At 60.3% G+C, this 14,535-nt stretch carries 15 protein-coding genes and 1 other RNA gene; 12 read left to right on the forward strand and 4 right to left on the reverse strand.

Features of this window, described 5'->3' with window-relative positions; translation table 11 throughout:
* The first annotated feature begins 122 nt into the window (after positions 1-122).
* The 5 genes from petA to CWI66_RS01950 all read left to right on the forward strand — a co-directional run bounded on the left by petA (position 123) and on the right by CWI66_RS01950 (position 4,045).
* The gene (petA, locus tag CWI66_RS01930) at positions 123-713 is read left to right on the forward strand and encodes a ubiquinol-cytochrome c reductase iron-sulfur subunit (RefSeq protein ID WP_016913501.1); all 591 of its coding nucleotides are present in this window, start codon (positions 123-125) and stop codon (positions 711-713) included.
* Entirely contained in the window at positions 713-1,972 is a 1,260-nt protein-coding gene (locus CWI66_RS01935; protein ID WP_016913502.1) for a cytochrome b, read from the forward strand. Before petA ends, CWI66_RS01935 begins: the two co-directional genes overlap by 1 nt.
* Positions 1,972-2,739 (forward strand): cytochrome c1, encoded by a 768-nt coding sequence (locus CWI66_RS01940; RefSeq protein ID WP_016913503.1) that lies wholly within the window; start codon positions 1,972-1,974, stop codon positions 2,737-2,739. The genes CWI66_RS01935 and CWI66_RS01940 overlap by 1 nt, the downstream gene beginning before the upstream one ends.
* 149 nt (positions 2,740-2,888) lie before the next feature.
* A complete protein-coding gene (gene sspA / locus CWI66_RS01945) occupies positions 2,889-3,515 on the forward strand; it encodes a stringent starvation protein SspA (RefSeq protein ID WP_026001643.1) in 627 nt (208 codons plus the stop codon).
* A gap of 59 nt (positions 3,516-3,574) precedes the next feature.
* Entirely contained in the window at positions 3,575-4,045 is a 471-nt protein-coding gene (locus CWI66_RS01950) for a ClpXP protease specificity-enhancing factor (protein ID WP_039177413.1), read from the forward strand.
* Positions 4,046-4,135: 90 nt separating this feature from the next.
* On the opposite strand, the gene CWI66_RS01955 is transcribed toward CWI66_RS01950, so the two are convergent.
* From CWI66_RS01955 to CWI66_RS01970, 4 genes are read right to left on the reverse strand one after another with little or no spacing between them, the layout of a single operon-like run.
* Positions 4,136-4,708: a BON domain-containing protein gene (locus CWI66_RS01955; protein ID WP_016913506.1), complete on the reverse strand. Its 573-nt coding sequence runs from the start codon at positions 4,706-4,708 to the stop codon at positions 4,136-4,138.
* A 46-nt stretch (positions 4,709-4,754) separates the two neighbouring features.
* The gene (locus CWI66_RS01960; protein WP_016913507.1) at positions 4,755-5,348 is read right to left on the reverse strand and encodes a phosphoheptose isomerase; all 594 of its coding nucleotides are present in this window, start codon (positions 5,346-5,348) and stop codon (positions 4,755-4,757) included.
* A gap of 23 nt (positions 5,349-5,371) precedes the next feature.
* Positions 5,372-5,743 carry a YraN family protein gene (locus tag CWI66_RS01965; RefSeq protein WP_016913508.1) on the reverse strand — a complete coding sequence of 124 codons (372 nt, stop codon included), beginning with the start codon at positions 5,741-5,743 and terminating at the stop codon, positions 5,372-5,374.
* Entirely contained in the window at positions 5,733-7,241 is a 1,509-nt protein-coding gene (locus CWI66_RS01970) for a penicillin-binding protein activator (RefSeq protein ID WP_016913509.1), read from the reverse strand. The genes CWI66_RS01965 and CWI66_RS01970 overlap by 11 nt, the downstream gene beginning before the upstream one ends.
* Before the next feature lie 112 nt (positions 7,242-7,353).
* Here CWI66_RS01970 and rsmI point away from each other — a divergent pair, with 112 nt between their 5' ends.
* From rsmI to CWI66_RS02005, 7 genes are all read left to right on the forward strand, one after another.
* Positions 7,354-8,211 carry a 16S rRNA (cytidine(1402)-2'-O)-methyltransferase gene (gene rsmI, locus CWI66_RS01975; RefSeq protein ID WP_100730783.1) on the forward strand — a complete coding sequence of 286 codons (858 nt, stop codon included), beginning with the start codon at positions 7,354-7,356 and terminating at the stop codon, positions 8,209-8,211.
* Positions 8,212-8,243: 32 nt separating this feature from the next.
* An RNA gene (rnpB, locus tag CWI66_RS01980) (RNase P RNA component class A) lies at positions 8,244-8,615 on the forward strand.
* Between the two features lie 52 nt (positions 8,616-8,667).
* Entirely contained in the window at positions 8,668-9,624 is a 957-nt protein-coding gene (gene rsmH / locus CWI66_RS01985) for a 16S rRNA (cytosine(1402)-N(4))-methyltransferase RsmH (RefSeq protein ID WP_157808940.1), read from the forward strand.
* A 2-nt stretch (positions 9,625-9,626) separates the two neighbouring features.
* On the forward strand, positions 9,627-9,962 hold the full coding sequence (ftsL, locus tag CWI66_RS01990) for a cell division protein FtsL (protein WP_100730785.1): 336 nt from the start codon (positions 9,627-9,629) through the stop codon (positions 9,960-9,962).
* Positions 9,959-11,665 (forward strand): peptidoglycan D,D-transpeptidase FtsI family protein, encoded by a 1,707-nt coding sequence (locus tag CWI66_RS01995; RefSeq protein ID WP_026001646.1) that lies wholly within the window; start codon positions 9,959-9,961, stop codon positions 11,663-11,665. The genes ftsL and CWI66_RS01995 overlap by 4 nt, the downstream gene beginning before the upstream one ends.
* Positions 11,666-11,681: 16 nt before the next feature.
* The gene (locus CWI66_RS02000) at positions 11,682-13,172 is read left to right on the forward strand and encodes a UDP-N-acetylmuramoyl-L-alanyl-D-glutamate--2,6-diaminopimelate ligase (RefSeq protein WP_100730786.1); all 1,491 of its coding nucleotides are present in this window, start codon (positions 11,682-11,684) and stop codon (positions 13,170-13,172) included.
* Positions 13,169-14,527 carry a UDP-N-acetylmuramoyl-tripeptide--D-alanyl-D-alanine ligase gene (locus CWI66_RS02005; RefSeq protein ID WP_100730787.1) on the forward strand — a complete coding sequence of 453 codons (1,359 nt, stop codon included), beginning with the start codon at positions 13,169-13,171 and terminating at the stop codon, positions 14,525-14,527. Before CWI66_RS02000 ends, CWI66_RS02005 begins: the two co-directional genes overlap by 4 nt.
* Positions 14,528-14,535: the final 8 nt, after the last annotated feature.

Here is a 14,535-nt window from a genome sequence, read left to right on the forward strand (position 1 = left end):
ATGGTCCGGGGCGGTTGTTCTTGTGCAGAGCGCTTTGTTTTTTTAACATAGAGCGTATTTGATATTCGTCGCCGCAAGACGCCTTTGCGGCGAAACGGGTAAGCTGATGGGAGAAACCAGAAATGGCAGATAACGGCGTAAACAAAGGCCGGCGCCGTTTCCTCGTGGGCGCCACCTCCGTTGTGGGGGCGGTGGGCGCTGTCGGGGTTGCGGTCCCCTTTGTGGCATCCTGGCAGCCTAGTGCCAGTGCGTTGGCGGCCGGTGCGCCGGTTCGAGCTAACTTTTCCAAGCTCGAACCGGGGCAGCGTGTCACCATCGAGTGGCGCGGGCGGCCGGTATGGATCATCAACCGTACGCCTGAGATGATTGAGCGTACAGAGAGTCTGGACCCGTCTCGCTTGCGGGACCCGGATTCCGAGGAGGAGCAGCAGCCTGCTTATATCACCGGTCCGTTGCGCTCTGTGCGCCCCGAGGTCGGTGTCATGGTTGGTGTATGTACCCACCTGGGTTGTTCTCCGCTGTACCGTCCCGAGCCCGAGGCCGCAGTCACAGACAACTGGCCGGGCGGTTTCTTCTGTCCTTGCCATGGTTCGTACTTCGATCTCGCCGGACGCGTCTTCAATAACGTACCTGCACCCACCAACCTTGAAGTGCCGCCCTATCGTTTCGAGGGTGAGGACATCATCGTTGGTGAAGACGAGGAGGCCGCGTAATGGGTAATCCTAATCGAGTCAAGGCTGAACGCGGCATCATGCGCTGGGTGGACGACCGCTTCCCCGCAACGCAAATGATGCAAGACCACCTCACCAAGTACTACGCACCGAAGAACTTCAACTTCCTCTACATCTTTGGTGTATTGGCGTTGCTGGTGCTGGTCAACCAGATTCTGACCGGTGTCTGGCTGACCATGAGCTACAACCCCACGGCGGAAGGCGCTTTCCGCTCCGTTGAGTACATCATGCGTGACGTCGAGTACGGCTGGATCATCCGCTATATGCACTCGACTGGCGCCTCTGCTTTCTTTGTCGTCATTTACATGCATATGTTCCGTGCATTGATGTACGGATCTTACAAGGCTCCGCGTGAGCTGGTCTGGATCTTCGGCATGGCCATCTATCTGCTGCTGATGGCAGAGGCCTTCATGGGTTATCTATTGCCCTGGGGTCAGATGTCCTACTGGGGTGCTCAGGTCATCATCTCGCTGTTCGCGACCATTCCCGGCATTGGCCCGGATCTGGCGCAGTGGATCCGCGGTGACTTCCTGATTTCCGGTATCACGTTGAACCGCTTCTTTGCCCTGCATGTGGTGGCGCTGCCTATCGTGATTCTGGCGCTGGTCGTGCTGCATATCATTGCCCTGCATGAAGTTGGCTCCAACAACCCTGATGGCATCGAGATCAAGGATAAGAAAGACGAAACCGGCAAACCGCTGGATGGCATTCCTTTCCATCCGTACTACACCGTGAAGGATCTGGTGGGTGTGGCGGTCTTCCTGTTCGTCTTTGCGGTGGTGCTGTTCTACTTCCCGGAAGGGGGTGGTTACTTCATCGAGCGTCCCAACTTCGAGCCAGCCAACCCGATGGTAACGCCTGATCACATTGCGCCGGTGTGGTACTTCACGCCGTTCTATGCCATCTTGCGGGCCATTACCTTCGACTTCCTGGGATTGCGTGCCGAGTTCCTGGGCGTGCTGGCCATGGGTGGCGCCATCGCCATTCTGTTCGTACTGCCCTGGTTGGATCGTAGCCCGGTCAAGTCCATGCGTTACAAAGGCTGGTTGTCACGTATTGCGCTCATCATCTTTGCGATCAGCTTTGTGATCCTGGGTGTTCTGGGTGCCATTCCGGCGACTCCGCTGCGTACGCTGGTGGCCCAGATCTGTACGGTGCTCTACTTCGCCTTCTTCATTCTGATGCCGGTGTACACCAGTATCGAGAAGACTAAACCCGTTCCTGAAAGGGTGACTGGCTAATGAAAAAGCAACTGTTCGCACTGATGTTCGCGCTGCTGCCTTTGATGGCGGTCGCAGCGCCAGGGCCCGACGTGCCTTACTCCATGACGCCGGATCTGCGTGACCAGGAGTCTCTGCAGCGTGGTATGCAGCTCTACGTCAACTACTGCATGGGATGTCACTCGCTGGAGCATCAGCGCTTCTCCCGTGCAGCAAATGATCTGGGCATGCCGCAGGACCTGGTCGAAGAGAACCTGATTTTCTCTTCATCGCTGGGTTACAACGACCTGATGCACATCGCCATGCTGCCGGAAGATGGTGAAAGCTGGTTCGGCGCTGCGCCGCCCGATCTGACGCTGCATGGTCGTCTGCGCGGTCCCGACTGGATCTACTCCTACCTGCTGAGCTTCTACCGTGACCCGAGCCGTCCACTGGGCGTCAATAACGCGGTATTTGATCTGGTGGCCATGCCCAACGTGCTGGAGCCGCTGCAGGGTGTTCAGGAGATGGTCTGCTCGGAAACCGACCAGCCGGTAGCAGGGCAGTCGCCCGACCCGCTGTCTGGCAAGTACCAGTCTTGTGAAGTGCTGCAAGTCACTCAGCCAGGTTCCATGGAGCCTGCCGAGTTCGAGGAAGCCGTCTATGACCTGACCAACTTCCTGGCCTACGTCGGTGAGCCTTCCAAGCTGCAGGCTCAGGCACTGGCGCCCAAGGTGCTGATCTTCATCTTTATCTTTGGTGTGATCGCCTACCTGCTCAAGCGTGAGTACTGGCGGGATGTTCACTAAGCATTAGCCTATGCTTGGTGGGCGGGGCGCACGGCGAAAGCCGTGCGCCCTTTGTTTGTTTATGTGCCCCCAGGGGCTTTGCGTCGCTTTACCATAAAAGGCGGCGGGCGTGTTACTATCGTCTATTGTTTTGATGCGAGGATGCTTTCATGGGTGTTGTGGCCAAGCGGTCGTCAATGATCTTTTACTCAGGTAATGATGATCATTTCAGTCATCGTGTACGCATTGTTCTGGCTGAAAAGGGAGTGGCGGTCGATATCGTCGATGTTGCTGAGGAACAGCCACCTGAAGAGTTAGCGGACCTCAACCCGTACAACAGTGTTCCCACGCTGCTGGATCGTGATCTGGTGCTCTATGAGTCCAAGGTCATGATGGAGTATCTGGATGAGCGCTTTCCTCATCCGCCGCTGTTGCCCGTCTACCCAGTGGCACGTGCTCAAAGTCGGCTGTGGATGCACCGTATCGAACGCGAATGGTGCCCGATGCTCGAGCTGATCCGCACGGGTGGCAAGAAAGAGGCAGACAAGGCGCGTAAAGAGCTGCGCGAAAGCCTGATCGGCATTTCGCCCATCTTCGAAGATATGCCGTATTTCATGAGCGAAGAGTTTACGCTGGTGGATTGCTGTCTGGCGCCCATCCTTTGGCGTCTGCCCGAGCTCAATATCGAGCTGCCGGAGAAGCAGGTGAAGCCGCTGCTGAACTACATGTCGCGCGTATTCGAGCGTGAAGCGTTCAAGGCCTCCTTGAACGAGCGTGAAAAAGAGATGCGCGCCTGAATTCATATGGCCCCTAGCCTGATGGGCAGGGGCCTCACTTGTCAGGAGGAGGGAGACTTATGAAGTCGAGCCGTCCCTATCTCGCCCGAGCCTTGTACGAATGGCTTCTGGATAACGACCTAACGCCTTACCTGGTGGTGGATGCTACGCAGCCGGGCGTAGAAGTGCCGCGCCAGTTCGTTCAGAACGGTCAGATCGTACTCAATGCCGCGCCAACGGCGGTACGCGATCTGTTCATGGAGAACCAGGCAATTGGTTTCAGCGCTCGCTTTGGGGGTCAGCCCATGCAGGTGATGATCCCCATCCCTGCGTTGATCGCTATCTACGCTCGTGAAAACGGGGCAGGCATGGTCTTTGGCCATGAGCCGGAACTGGATGCCGACGAGCTAGAGGGGGGTGAGGAGTCCTCAGCTGATGAAGCTGCACGACCCGAGCTGACCTTGACGGAAGCACCTTCCAAAGAGGCGTCGGATGCATCGACTGCGTCTGAAAAGCCCAAGAAGAAACCGGCTCTCAGAGTGGTCAAGTAGCCGGGCTTTTAGCCTGATTATGGCTAAATGGTTATATTAAAAAAGCCTCGCCAGTCACGCTGGCGAGGCTTTTTGTTGCCAGGACGAAGCTCAGTTCAGGTAATCGAAGACCTTGACGATGCGCTGAATGCCGGCCACGCCGGACGCAGCATTGACGATTCGGTCGGCTTCCTCACGAGTGACCATGCCCATCAGGTACACGGTGGCATTCTCGGTGGTGACTTTCAGCTTGGAAGAGTCGATCTGATCATTGGTGGCAAGGTGGCTGATGACATTGGTGGTCAACCAGGTGTCGGCCAGACGCTGGCTGGCGGGCAGGTTGGCGGCAATGGTCAGTTCGTTGTGCAGCTGATTGACGCCGCGCAGGTTGGAGGCCACGTTGCCTGCCATGCTTTTCAGCTCGTCGCTGGGTACCTGCCCAACCAGAAGCAGGGTGCCGTTGTAGCTATGGGCGCGAATCCGCGCATCACCCAGCCGAGCATCGGCGCGTGACAGGGAGCGCTCCGCTTCGCGTTCGATGGTGGCATCCACGGCTTGGACATCGCTGCTGCGCTGGCCGTAGTTGGAGGGGTTGGAGCCGCTGTTGTTGGCACAGCCGCTGAGCAGCACCGCGCCGCACAGCGTAGCGACCAGAAGGGAGCGAGAAGCAAAACGTAGGGCCATTGAGATGACTCCTTTATCGATATATTCCGTTGACCTGAATGCGCTGTCAGGCAGCGCCGCCAAACAGCTGTTCGTCAATTAAATCACACAGGCAGTGAATCACCAGCAAGTGGACTTCCTGGATGCGAGCCGTCGAGGTGGCGGGGACGCGAATTTCACAGTCGTCCTGGCCGAGCAGCGACGCCATGTTGCCACCGTCACGGCCTGTCAGAGCCACCACCGTCATGTCGCGATCATGGGCGGCCTGGATGGCTTGCACGATATTGGCTGAGTTGCCGCTGGTCGAGATGGCCAGCAGGACATCGCCCGGTTGCCCCAGCGCACGAATCTGTTTGGAAAATACTTCGTTGTAGCTGTAGTCGTTGGCGATGGAGGTAAGCGTCGACGTATCGGTAGTCAACGCCAGCGCAGGCAGGCTGGGGCGCTCGCGTTCGAAGCGGTTGAGCAGTTCTGAAGAGAAGTGCTGGCTGTCGCCTGCGCTGCCGCCATTGCCGCAGGCCAGGATCTTGCCTTCATTGACCAGGCACTGAACCATCATTTGGCTGGCCACTTCGATAAACGGTGGTAGCACCTCGCTGGCATAGGTTTTGGTGTCAATGCTGGCATTGAAGTGGTTGAGAATGCGAGATTGAAAGTCCATCAGGGCTTCCCGGTTATAGAGTATTAATAAGCGTCAAATGCCGCTTGTTCCCATTCGAACGTCAGCGCGGGCGGCATGCCTGTGATCGCTAGAATATCAAAGCGGCAGGGGCAGTCGAGGTCGTGCCTTGCAAGATAGAGCATGGCGGCGCGTACCAGTCGGCGACGTTTCTGTGCCGTCACGGTCTCCAGCGGGTGCCCGTGCTCCGTGGTGGCGCGATGTTTGACCTCGATAAACACCAAAGTATCCCGATCATACATCACCAGGTCCAGTTCGCCGCCCTTCACATGGTGGTTGCTGCTCACCAGTCGAAGGCCTTGCTCCTGCAGCCATTGAGCGGCGATTCGCTCAATGGCTGCTCCTCGGTAGCGTGCGCTTTGCGGGCTACGGCTCATTGCCCAAGAGGCCTGGGATCAGGATGGGGGCGGGAGTGCCGTTCTGGAATTTTGCCCAAGGGAGTTCACGGTGAATGCGGCCGTCGCTGGCCAATGACATGCGACCGGTGCTGCCGTTAAGGCCATTGATGTCCGAGAGGTCCGACATGCGTTTGGCCAGCTCGTAGGCATCGACGCCCATGGCCATGAGGCGGAACATGGAGGCGTCGGACTCGTCGCGCAGCTGCTGGTAGGTAGCGTAGAAAGGCAGGACTTCTTCTCCGCCGACAGCCGCATCAGGAATCTGCCAGGGGATGTCCATGAACATGACGTCGTTGAGGTCCTGGTCCAGACGAGTCTGTCGGCGGCCTTCATGCAGGTGCGAGGTGGCGTAGATCGGCAGGTCAGGGGCGTAATAGTAATCCATGGTGGGCGGTACCTGGCGTGCATAGTCAGGTAGGGCGAGCAGGAACAGGGCGTCGATGTTACCCAGACGAGCCCGTTCGCCGCTGACATTCAGCGCTGTTTGTACCGCATTGGACACCGGGCTGCTCGGGTTGTAGCGCACGGCATTGGTGACTTCTCCGCCCAGACGCTGGTACTCGTTCCAGAAGGCTTCGCCTACTCGGCGGCCCCAGTCATTATCCGGCACCATGACGGCTACCTGGCGGTGCCCGTCCTGATAAGCACGGCGAGCTGCCTGGCGCGCTTCGTCTTCCGCTGACAGGCCATACTGCAGCAGGCGCTGGGCCTGGTTACTGGAGTTGTGCCCGTAGTTGAGCGCCAGCGTAGGAAGTGGAACGCTGTCGCGCTCCTCCAGCTGGGTCACCTGCTCCTTGTCGAGTGGGCCGATCAGCAGCTGTGCGTTCATCTGCTCGGCACGGCTGTAGATTTCATCCAGAGAGTACTGAGAGGCGTCGATGAAGGTCAGCTGTACGCCATCATTACTGATTTCATTGTGGCGACGCATGGCCGTGGTCAGCGTGCTGGCCACGCTGCTCAGAGGGCCGGATTCCGGCAGGGCCACGGCAATGCGTCGCACATCGGTGCCTTCCAGCTCCGGCAGTGCGACCTGTACCTCGTCAGGACGCTGATCCAGCGCTTCCTGGGCCCATTGACGGCGCTCTGCCAGCGTTTGCTGCTGGTTGGCTTGCATGGGCAGCTCATCATCCAGCACTTGCGTGGCGCGCAGGACCGCTTGCGGGTCGTTCATGCCGCGGGCCAGTTCCGAAAACAGCATGGCCCAGCGTAAACGGTCAGTATCGCCCAGCTGGGCTTCGTCGATGCTGCTGGCGGCTTCGAAGGCACTTTCTCGCTGGCCCTGGCGGGCCAGGATGTTGGCCGCTTCCAGGCGCGTTTGGGCAGCCTGTTCGGGAGCCTGCTGCTCTGCCTGGCTGAGCAGTCGTCCTGCGTCCTGATCGGGGGCTCGGTCAACGACGCTGGGCGGCTGCATGGCACACCCGGTGATGAGAAGTGCCATGAAGGCAGTGGCCAACAGGCCACGAAGTGACTGTTTCATGTATCCTTCCTTAGTTTCCATTTGCGCTGTCGCGGCCTATGAGCAGGTTGATCTCACGTTGAGTAAGCATAGCGCACCGTCAGGGCAAGCTATTAATAAATCGGGAGTCACGATGACACACCAACCTCCGGGCACATTGTACGTGGTTGCTACGCCAATTGGGAATTTGGACGATCTGTCGCCTCGCGCCGCTCGGATACTTGCCAGTGTGGCGCGCATCGCCGCCGAGGATACGCGCCATAGCGGACGTTTGTTGGCCCATCTGGGGGTCAATACCCCCATGATATCACTGCATGAGCATAACGAAGTGCAGCGCGTGGATAGCCTGGATCGTTATCTTGTGGCAGGGGAAGACATCGCTCTGATCAGTGATGCCGGCACGCCGCTGATCTGTGATCCGGGATTCGTGCTGGTGCGCGAGCTGCGTGCGCGTGGGCGTCATGTGGTGCCCTTGCCCGGTCCTTGTGCCTTGATCGCGGCGCTGTCGGCGGCTGGCCTGCCCACGGATCGCTTCACCTTTGGCGGTTTTTTGCCTGCCAAGTCCAGTGGCAGGCGCCAGGCGCTGGAGCGGTGGGTGGCCCGGGAGGAGACGCTGGTGTTTTACGAGTCGCCTCATCGTATCCTGGCGACGCTGGAGGCGCTGGCAGAGCAGATGCCCGAGCGCAGCGTGGTGCTGGCCAGGGAGCTGACCAAGACTTTCGAGACGTTTTTGCAGGGAACCCCTGCGCAGCTGCTGGAACAGATGGAGCAGGATGCCAATCAGGCGCGTGGTGAGTTCGTGATCGTCATTGCCGGAGCGGCGCCCGTCGAGCGGGGTGATGAGCAGTCCGTGGAGGCAGATGCTCTGCTGGCGGCGCTATTGGCCGAAGGTGTCGGGGTCAAGCAGGGAGCGGCGGTGGCGGCGCGATTGATGGGGGGGCGCAAGCAGCAGTGGTATGCCAGATTGCAGGCAATCAAAGGCGAGCATTGAGGCCAGGGCGGGGCGCTGGTATGCTTGCCGCCGGAGTTGGCCAGACAGTCGCCGCTAATATGCTCGCAAGAGCCGTTGGGGGAGGAAAGTCCGGGCTCCACAGGGCAGAGTGCCAGGTAACGCCTGGGCGGCGAGAGCCGACGGAAAGTGCAGCAGAGAGTAGACCGCCTAAGCTTCTGACATCAACCTCAGGAGCCGGTAAGGGTGAAAGGGTGCGGTAAGAGCGCACCGCGCGCCTGGTAACAGTGCGTGGCATGGTAAACCCCACTCGGAGCAAGACCAAATAGGGACCCAATGGCGTGGCCCGCGCTGGGTCCGGGTAGGTTGCTTGAGCGCTGTGGTGACGCAGCGCCTAGAGGAATGACTGTCCACGACAGAACCCGGCTTATCGGCCGACTCCCCATTTCCATGAAAGGCGTGCAGGGCACGCCTTTCCAAATTTTGTGTGAGAGTAACATGCCTTCTGCCGACGCCGATCAGGTCGCTTCCCGTTTTCGTCACACCAGCGTGTTATTGGACGGGGCCGTCGATGCGTTGATCCATGATCCCGACGGTGTCTATCTGGACGGCACGTTCGGCCGCGGGGGGCACTCGCGTCTCATCCTGTCGCGGTTGAGTGAACAGGGCCGCTTGTTGGCCATGGACCGCGACCCACAGGCCATTGCCGCCGCTGCGGAAATCACCGACTCGCGTTTTGAGATCACCCGTCGTGAATTTGCGCGGCTGGCGGAATTCGCCCAAGAGCAGGGCGTGCATGGTCGGTTGTCGGGCATCCTGCTGGATATCGGCGTGTCGTCGCCGCAGTTGGACGATCCCGAGCGTGGTTTCAGCTTCATGCGCAATGGCCCGTTGGACATGCGCATGGACCCCACGCAAGGCGAGAGTGCAGCAAGCTTTCTGGCCCGTGCCAGCGAATCCGAGATAGCCAGCGTCTTCAAGACCTATGGCGAAGAGCGCTACGCCAGGCGGTTGGCCAATGCCGTGGTCAAGCGGCGCGTCGAGCAACCTTTCACGCACACCGTGGATCTGGCCGACGTCCTCAAGGCAGCCCATCCCGCCTGGGAGAAGGGCCGACATCCGGCAACCAAAGCGTTTCAGGGGCTGCGTATTTACCTCAACGGCGAACTGGAGCAGCTGGATAGCGCGTTGGACGCAGCCCTGGAGGCTTTGGCGCCGGGGGGGCATCTGGTGGTCATTAGCTTTCATTCGCTGGAAGACCGTCGCGTCAAGCGCTTCATCCGCCACCATGTCCGGGGAGATACCCACTTGCCGCGCGGCGTTCCCATCCGTGATGATCAGTTGAATCGCCGTCTCGAAGCCCTGGGCAAGGGAAGTCGCCCTAGCGATGAAGAAGTGGATGCCAACCCGCGTGCCCGCAGCGCCGTCATGCGTGCCGCCCGTAAGCGAGCGTGATCATGAGTCTCGAGCGCTTCGAACGATGGCTATCCACGTTGCAGGCCGAGTGGCCATTTCAAGTGCGCCTGCGTCTCTGGCCGCTGGTGTTGCTCGCCCTGTTTGCCTTATGTCTGCTGACGGCGTTGTCGGTGGTGATGACCACCCACATGACTCGGGTGCAGTTTGCCGAGTTGCAGCGTCTGGAACAGGAGAAGAACCAGCTGCAAACCGAGTGGGGGCAGCTGTTATTGGAAGAGGGTGCCTGGTCGACACCGGCACGCATCGAGCAAATTGCCACGGAACGGCTAGAAATGCGTATTCCAGACGTCAACGATGTTGAGGTTATTCGTCCATGAGACGCGAAGGTCGGGGAGGGAAGTCCCGTCAATATCCCATTGCACCGCCCTTGGCTGGCGGTCGTTTCTTTTTCATCTTGCTGGTGGTAGGGCTGGCCTCTGCCATTCTGATTGGCCGTATCACGCTGCTCCAGGTCATCGACCGACCCTTTTTGCAAAGCCAAGGTGACGCGCGCACCCTGCGTCATGAAGCCATTCCAGCACACCGCGGCATGATCACCGACCGCAATGGGGAGCCATTGGCCATCTCGACGCCTGTGGTGACCCTGTGGGCCAATCCGCAAGAGCTGCCTGGCGATGCCATTCAGCGAGTCATGCTGGCCCAGGCACTGGGGATGTCGTTGGATGATTTCGATGCCCGGGTCGCGCGCTTTGCCAGTCGAGAGTTCATGTATCTGCGTCGCCATATGACCCCGGAAGCTGCTCAGCGAGTGCTGGATCTGCGTACCCCCGGGGTGTATCCGCAGCGGGAATACAAGCGCTATTACCCGGCAGGGGAAGTGGTGGCCCAGCTGCTGGGCGTCACCAACGTCGATGACGTGGGGCAGGAGGGGCTGGAGCTTGCCTACCAACCTTATCTGGCAGGTCACCCCGGTCAGCGGCGCGTCATCAAGGATCGGCGGGGTCGTTTGGTGCGTGAGCTGGGGGTGATCCGTGATGCCCAGCCAGGGGGCGAGTTGACGCTTTCCATCGACCAGCGCATTCAGTACATGGCCTATCGTGAGCTGCGCGCCGCCGTGACCGAACATGAGGCAGACGGCGGCGTGCTGGTCATGATGGATGCACGCACGGGCGAGGTGCTGGCCATGGCCAATCTGCCCTCCTACAATCCCAATAACCGCGCCGGACTCGACCCTCGGGGGCTGCGTAATCAGGCCCTGGTGGATGTGTTCGAGCCTGGCTCGGTCATGAAGCCACTGGCTATGGCAGCCATTCTCGAAAGCGGCGTGTTCGACCGCGATGTGGTGGTCGATACCTCACCGGGCTGGATGCGCATCGACCAGTTCACCATCCGTGATATCCGTAATTACGGGCAGTTGGATCTGGCGGGTATTCTGGAAAAGTCCTCCAATATCGGCATGTCGCGGCTGGCGCTTCAGCTCAGCGATACGGCGATCTGGGAAAAGTACAATCAGTTGGGCTTTGGGCAGGGACCGGGCACCGGTTTTCCTGGCGAGTCCACGGGTAGTCTCCCGGCGCCGGTGCGGTGGTCGCGCAGTGAGCGTGCGGCGCTCTCCTATGGCTATGGCTTATCGACTTCTGCGCTACAGATCGCCAGTGCTTACACGGCATTGGCCAACGGCGGCGAGCGCCTGCCGCCCTCGCTATTGAGGTTGTCCGAACCTCCCCCTGGTATTCCGGCTATTTCGCCCAGCGTTGCAGATGATCTTTTGGACGTGCTGGAAACGTCCGTGGGAGCCTACTCTGGTGGGCGGCGTGCGCGGGTCGAGGGCTACCGGGTGGGTGGCAAGACCGGTACGGTACGCAAGACCGGTCAGCAGGGTTACGCCACGGATGCCTACCGCAGCGTCTTTGCTGGCATTGCCCCTATCTCTGATCCGCGCATCGTCACGGTGGTGATGATCGATAACCCCCAGGCGGGGCAGTTTTATGGCGGGGCAGTGGCGGCCCCCGTATTTTCCAGCGTCACCGGCAACGCGCTACGTCTGCTGGATGTGCCGCCCGATCATGACGTTGAATAGCTTTCAAGGAGTAGGCATGACTGTGAGCCTCGACCAGTTTCGGGCCGCCCTGAAGGCGGTGTGGCCGGGTGCCGACTTGCCCGAGCTGCCACCGCTGCCCGTGTCGCTCGATCTGGTGACCGATTCGCGCAAGGTGGCAGAAGGGAGTGTCTTCGTGGCGGTGCCCGGTAGCCAAGGGGATGGCCGTGAGTATATCGACCAGGCGCTGGAGGGCGGTGCCTCGCTGGTGCTGGCGCATACGCGGCAGGCCGAGCTGACGCTGCAGGGCAAGGTGCTTTCACTACCTCATCTGGCACGGCGGCTGGGTGAGCTGGGCCGCTCACTTTATCAAGTGCCTGACGACCTGGAGGTGATTGCGGTCACGGGAACCAACGGCAAGAGTTCGGTCACGCACTATGTGGCGGTATTGAGCGAACTACTGGGCATCCCGGCTGGAGTGATAGGTACCCTGGGCGTTGGACGCCCGGGGCAGCTAATGGATACCGGGCTGACCACGCCCGGGCCGCTGGCGTTGCAGGCTACTCTGGGGCAGTTAGGGCGCCAAGGTGTCCAGCGCGTGGCGCTGGAGGCTTCCTCCCACGCGCTGGACCAGCACCGTCTGGAGTCAGTGAACGTGACGGTCGGCGTGTTCACCAATCTGACCCGAGATCATCTGGACTATCACGGCAGCATGGCGGCCTATGCTGCCGCCAAGGCCAAGCTGTTCCGTCGTCCTGAGCTGACCCTGGCGGTGGTCAACGGTGACGATCCTCTGGCTCGGCTGATGCTGGCGGGGTGTGAGCCCCACGTGCGCGTGCTGGCCACGGGTAGCGATGAGGCGGTGACGCTGCGTATTCTCGATTGGCATCCGTTGGAAACCGGTCAACAGGCTCTGGTTGCCACGCCCGAAGGCGAAAAAGCACTTGAGTTGCCGTTGATGGGGCGTTTTAACCTGGATAACGTGCTGCTGGCCATTAGCGTGTTGTACGGGCTGGGTGAGTCGCTGGATGCGCTGTTTGAGGCGGCGGCGAAGTTAAGCCCGGTGCCGGGTCGTATGACGCGCTTTGGCGGTGGCGAAGCGCCTTGTGTGGTGGTGGACTATGCCCACACTCCTGACGCGCTACAAAATGCGCTGGAAGCCCTGCGCGACCATTTGGGGGGGCAGGGAAAACTGTGGTGCCTGTTTGGCTGTGGTGGTGAGCGCGATACCGGCAAGCGTTCGGAAATGGCCAAAGTGGCCGAACGTCTGGCTGACTGTGTGGTGGTGACCGATGACAACCCCCGCCGTGAATCTGCCGCCCAGATTCGTCAGCAAATTTTGGCGGGTTTTCACGAGCCGCAGCGGGTGAAAGAGATTGGTGATCGGCGTCAGGCCATCCTGCATGCCGTGGCTCAGGCAGGTCCTCAGGATGTGGTGCTGGTGGCTGGCAAGGGCCATGAAGCATATCAGGAAATCGAGGGCGTTCGACACGCCTACCAGGATGATGAGCAGGTGCAGCAGGCCATTCGGGCGCGAGGTGGCTGCTGATGTGGACCCTTGGCGGAGTGGCTGCGGCGATGGGTATTCCGTTGGCAGACGATGCGACTGACGTGTCGATCAGCCAGGTAGTGACGGACACTCGCCAGATCGTGCCGGGTTGCCTGTTCATTGCCTTGAAAGGCCCACGCTTCGATGGCCACGATTTCGTCGAGCAAGCCCGAGAGCAGGGCGCCGTAGCGGCACTGGTGGAGCATCCCGTGGATAGCCCGCTGCCGCAATTGTGCTGCCCGGATACTCGGCTGGGATTAGGGCTGTTGGCGGGCGCATGGCGGCGACGCTTTACGCTGCCGCTGGTGGCGGTCACGGGGAATAGCGGAAAAACCACGGTCAAGGAGATGGTGGCAGCCCTGTTGGCGCCACTCGGTGAGGTGTTGGCGACCATCGGCAACCTCAATAACGATATTGGGGCGCCGCTGACGCTGTTGCGTCTTGGGCCGCAGCACCAGGCGGGTGTCATCGAACTGGGGGCCAATCATTTGGGTGAAATCGCCTGGACGGCCGGGTTGGCGGCCCCCAGGGTGGTCATCATCACCAACGTGACGGGCGCTCATGTAGGTGAGTTTGGTGGCATGGGGCAGATTGCCCAGGCCAAGAGCGAAATTCTGTCAGGGCTCGATCAGGATGGCGTGGCCATCATCAATGCCGATGATCGCTACTTTCCTTTCTGGGCGGCCTGTGCGGCCCCCCGCCGAGTGGTCAGCTACGGGGTGCAGGGCAATGCGGACGTAAACGCTTCGGCTCTTTCCTGCGACTCACAGGGGCGTTATGCTTTCACGCTCGTTGTCGACGGTGAGCCGTTGGGGCGCGTAGCGCTACCTCTGATCGGCAAGCATAATGTCAGTAACGCCCTGGCTGCCGCCGCTGCCGCACTGGCGTTGAATGTCCCCGCTCCGCAGGTCGTGGCTGGGCTGAATCGGTTGTCGGCATTGCAGGGCCGCATGAACGTGGTGCCCGGTATTCGTGGCACGACGCTGTTGGACGACACTTACAACGCCAACCCTGGCGCGGTCAAGGCAGCTCTGGATGCCCTGGCGAGCTTTCCTGCCCCTCGCTGGTGCGCCCTGGGCGCGATGGGGGAGCTGGGGGATGAGTCCGACCGGCTACATGCTGACGTGGGCGCTTATGCTGCGTCGCTGGGGCTGGACATGCTGTTGACGGTTGGCGAGGCAGCCAGGGCTGCCTCGGATGCCTTTGGTCGCGGGCTGCACTTCGACGACCACGAGACGCTAGTGCGTCATGTTATTAATTCTCTGCCACCCGACGCCACGCTGCTGGCGAAAGGATCGCGCAGTGCCGGCATGGAAAGAGTCATTGCTGCGCTGCGTGCGGATGACACAAGGTAAGCGCCGTT

It is taken from the genome of Halomonas sp. 141 (genome assembly GCF_002810305.1).
GTDB lineage: Bacteria > Pseudomonadota > Gammaproteobacteria > Pseudomonadales > Halomonadaceae > Vreelandella > Vreelandella stevensii.

Excerpts from the sequence above, each read along its gene's own strand:
- petA (WP_016913501.1), top strand. The coding sequence starts at position 123 with ATGGCAGATAACGGCGTAAACAAAGGCCGGCGCCGTTTCCTCGTGGGC.
- CWI66_RS01935 (WP_016913502.1), top strand. The coding sequence starts at position 713 with ATGGGTAATCCTAATCGAGTCAAGGCTGAACGCGGCATCATGCGCTGG.
- CWI66_RS01940 (WP_016913503.1), top strand. The coding sequence starts at position 1,972 with ATGAAAAAGCAACTGTTCGCACTGATGTTCGCGCTGCTGCCTTTGATG.
- sspA (WP_026001643.1), top strand. The coding sequence starts at position 2,889 with ATGGGTGTTGTGGCCAAGCGGTCGTCAATGATCTTTTACTCAGGTAAT.
- CWI66_RS01950 (WP_039177413.1), top strand. The coding sequence starts at position 3,575 with ATGAAGTCGAGCCGTCCCTATCTCGCCCGAGCCTTGTACGAATGGCTT.
- CWI66_RS01955 (WP_016913506.1), bottom strand. The coding sequence starts at position 4,708 with ATGGCCCTACGTTTTGCTTCTCGCTCCCTTCTGGTCGCTACGCTGTGC.
- CWI66_RS01960 (WP_016913507.1), bottom strand. The coding sequence starts at position 5,348 with ATGGACTTTCAATCTCGCATTCTCAACCACTTCAATGCCAGCATTGAC.
- CWI66_RS01965 (WP_016913508.1), bottom strand. The coding sequence starts at position 5,743 with ATGAGCCGTAGCCCGCAAAGCGCACGCTACCGAGGAGCAGCCATTGAG.
- CWI66_RS01970 (WP_016913509.1), bottom strand. The coding sequence starts at position 7,241 with ATGAAACAGTCACTTCGTGGCCTGTTGGCCACTGCCTTCATGGCACTT.
- rsmI (WP_100730783.1), top strand. The coding sequence starts at position 7,354 with ATGACACACCAACCTCCGGGCACATTGTACGTGGTTGCTACGCCAATT.
- rsmH (WP_157808940.1), top strand. The coding sequence starts at position 8,668 with ATGCCTTCTGCCGACGCCGATCAGGTCGCTTCCCGTTTTCGTCACACC.
- ftsL (WP_100730785.1), top strand. The coding sequence starts at position 9,627 with ATGAGTCTCGAGCGCTTCGAACGATGGCTATCCACGTTGCAGGCCGAG.
- CWI66_RS01995 (WP_026001646.1), top strand. The coding sequence starts at position 9,959 with ATGAGACGCGAAGGTCGGGGAGGGAAGTCCCGTCAATATCCCATTGCA.
- CWI66_RS02000 (WP_100730786.1), top strand. The coding sequence starts at position 11,682 with ATGACTGTGAGCCTCGACCAGTTTCGGGCCGCCCTGAAGGCGGTGTGG.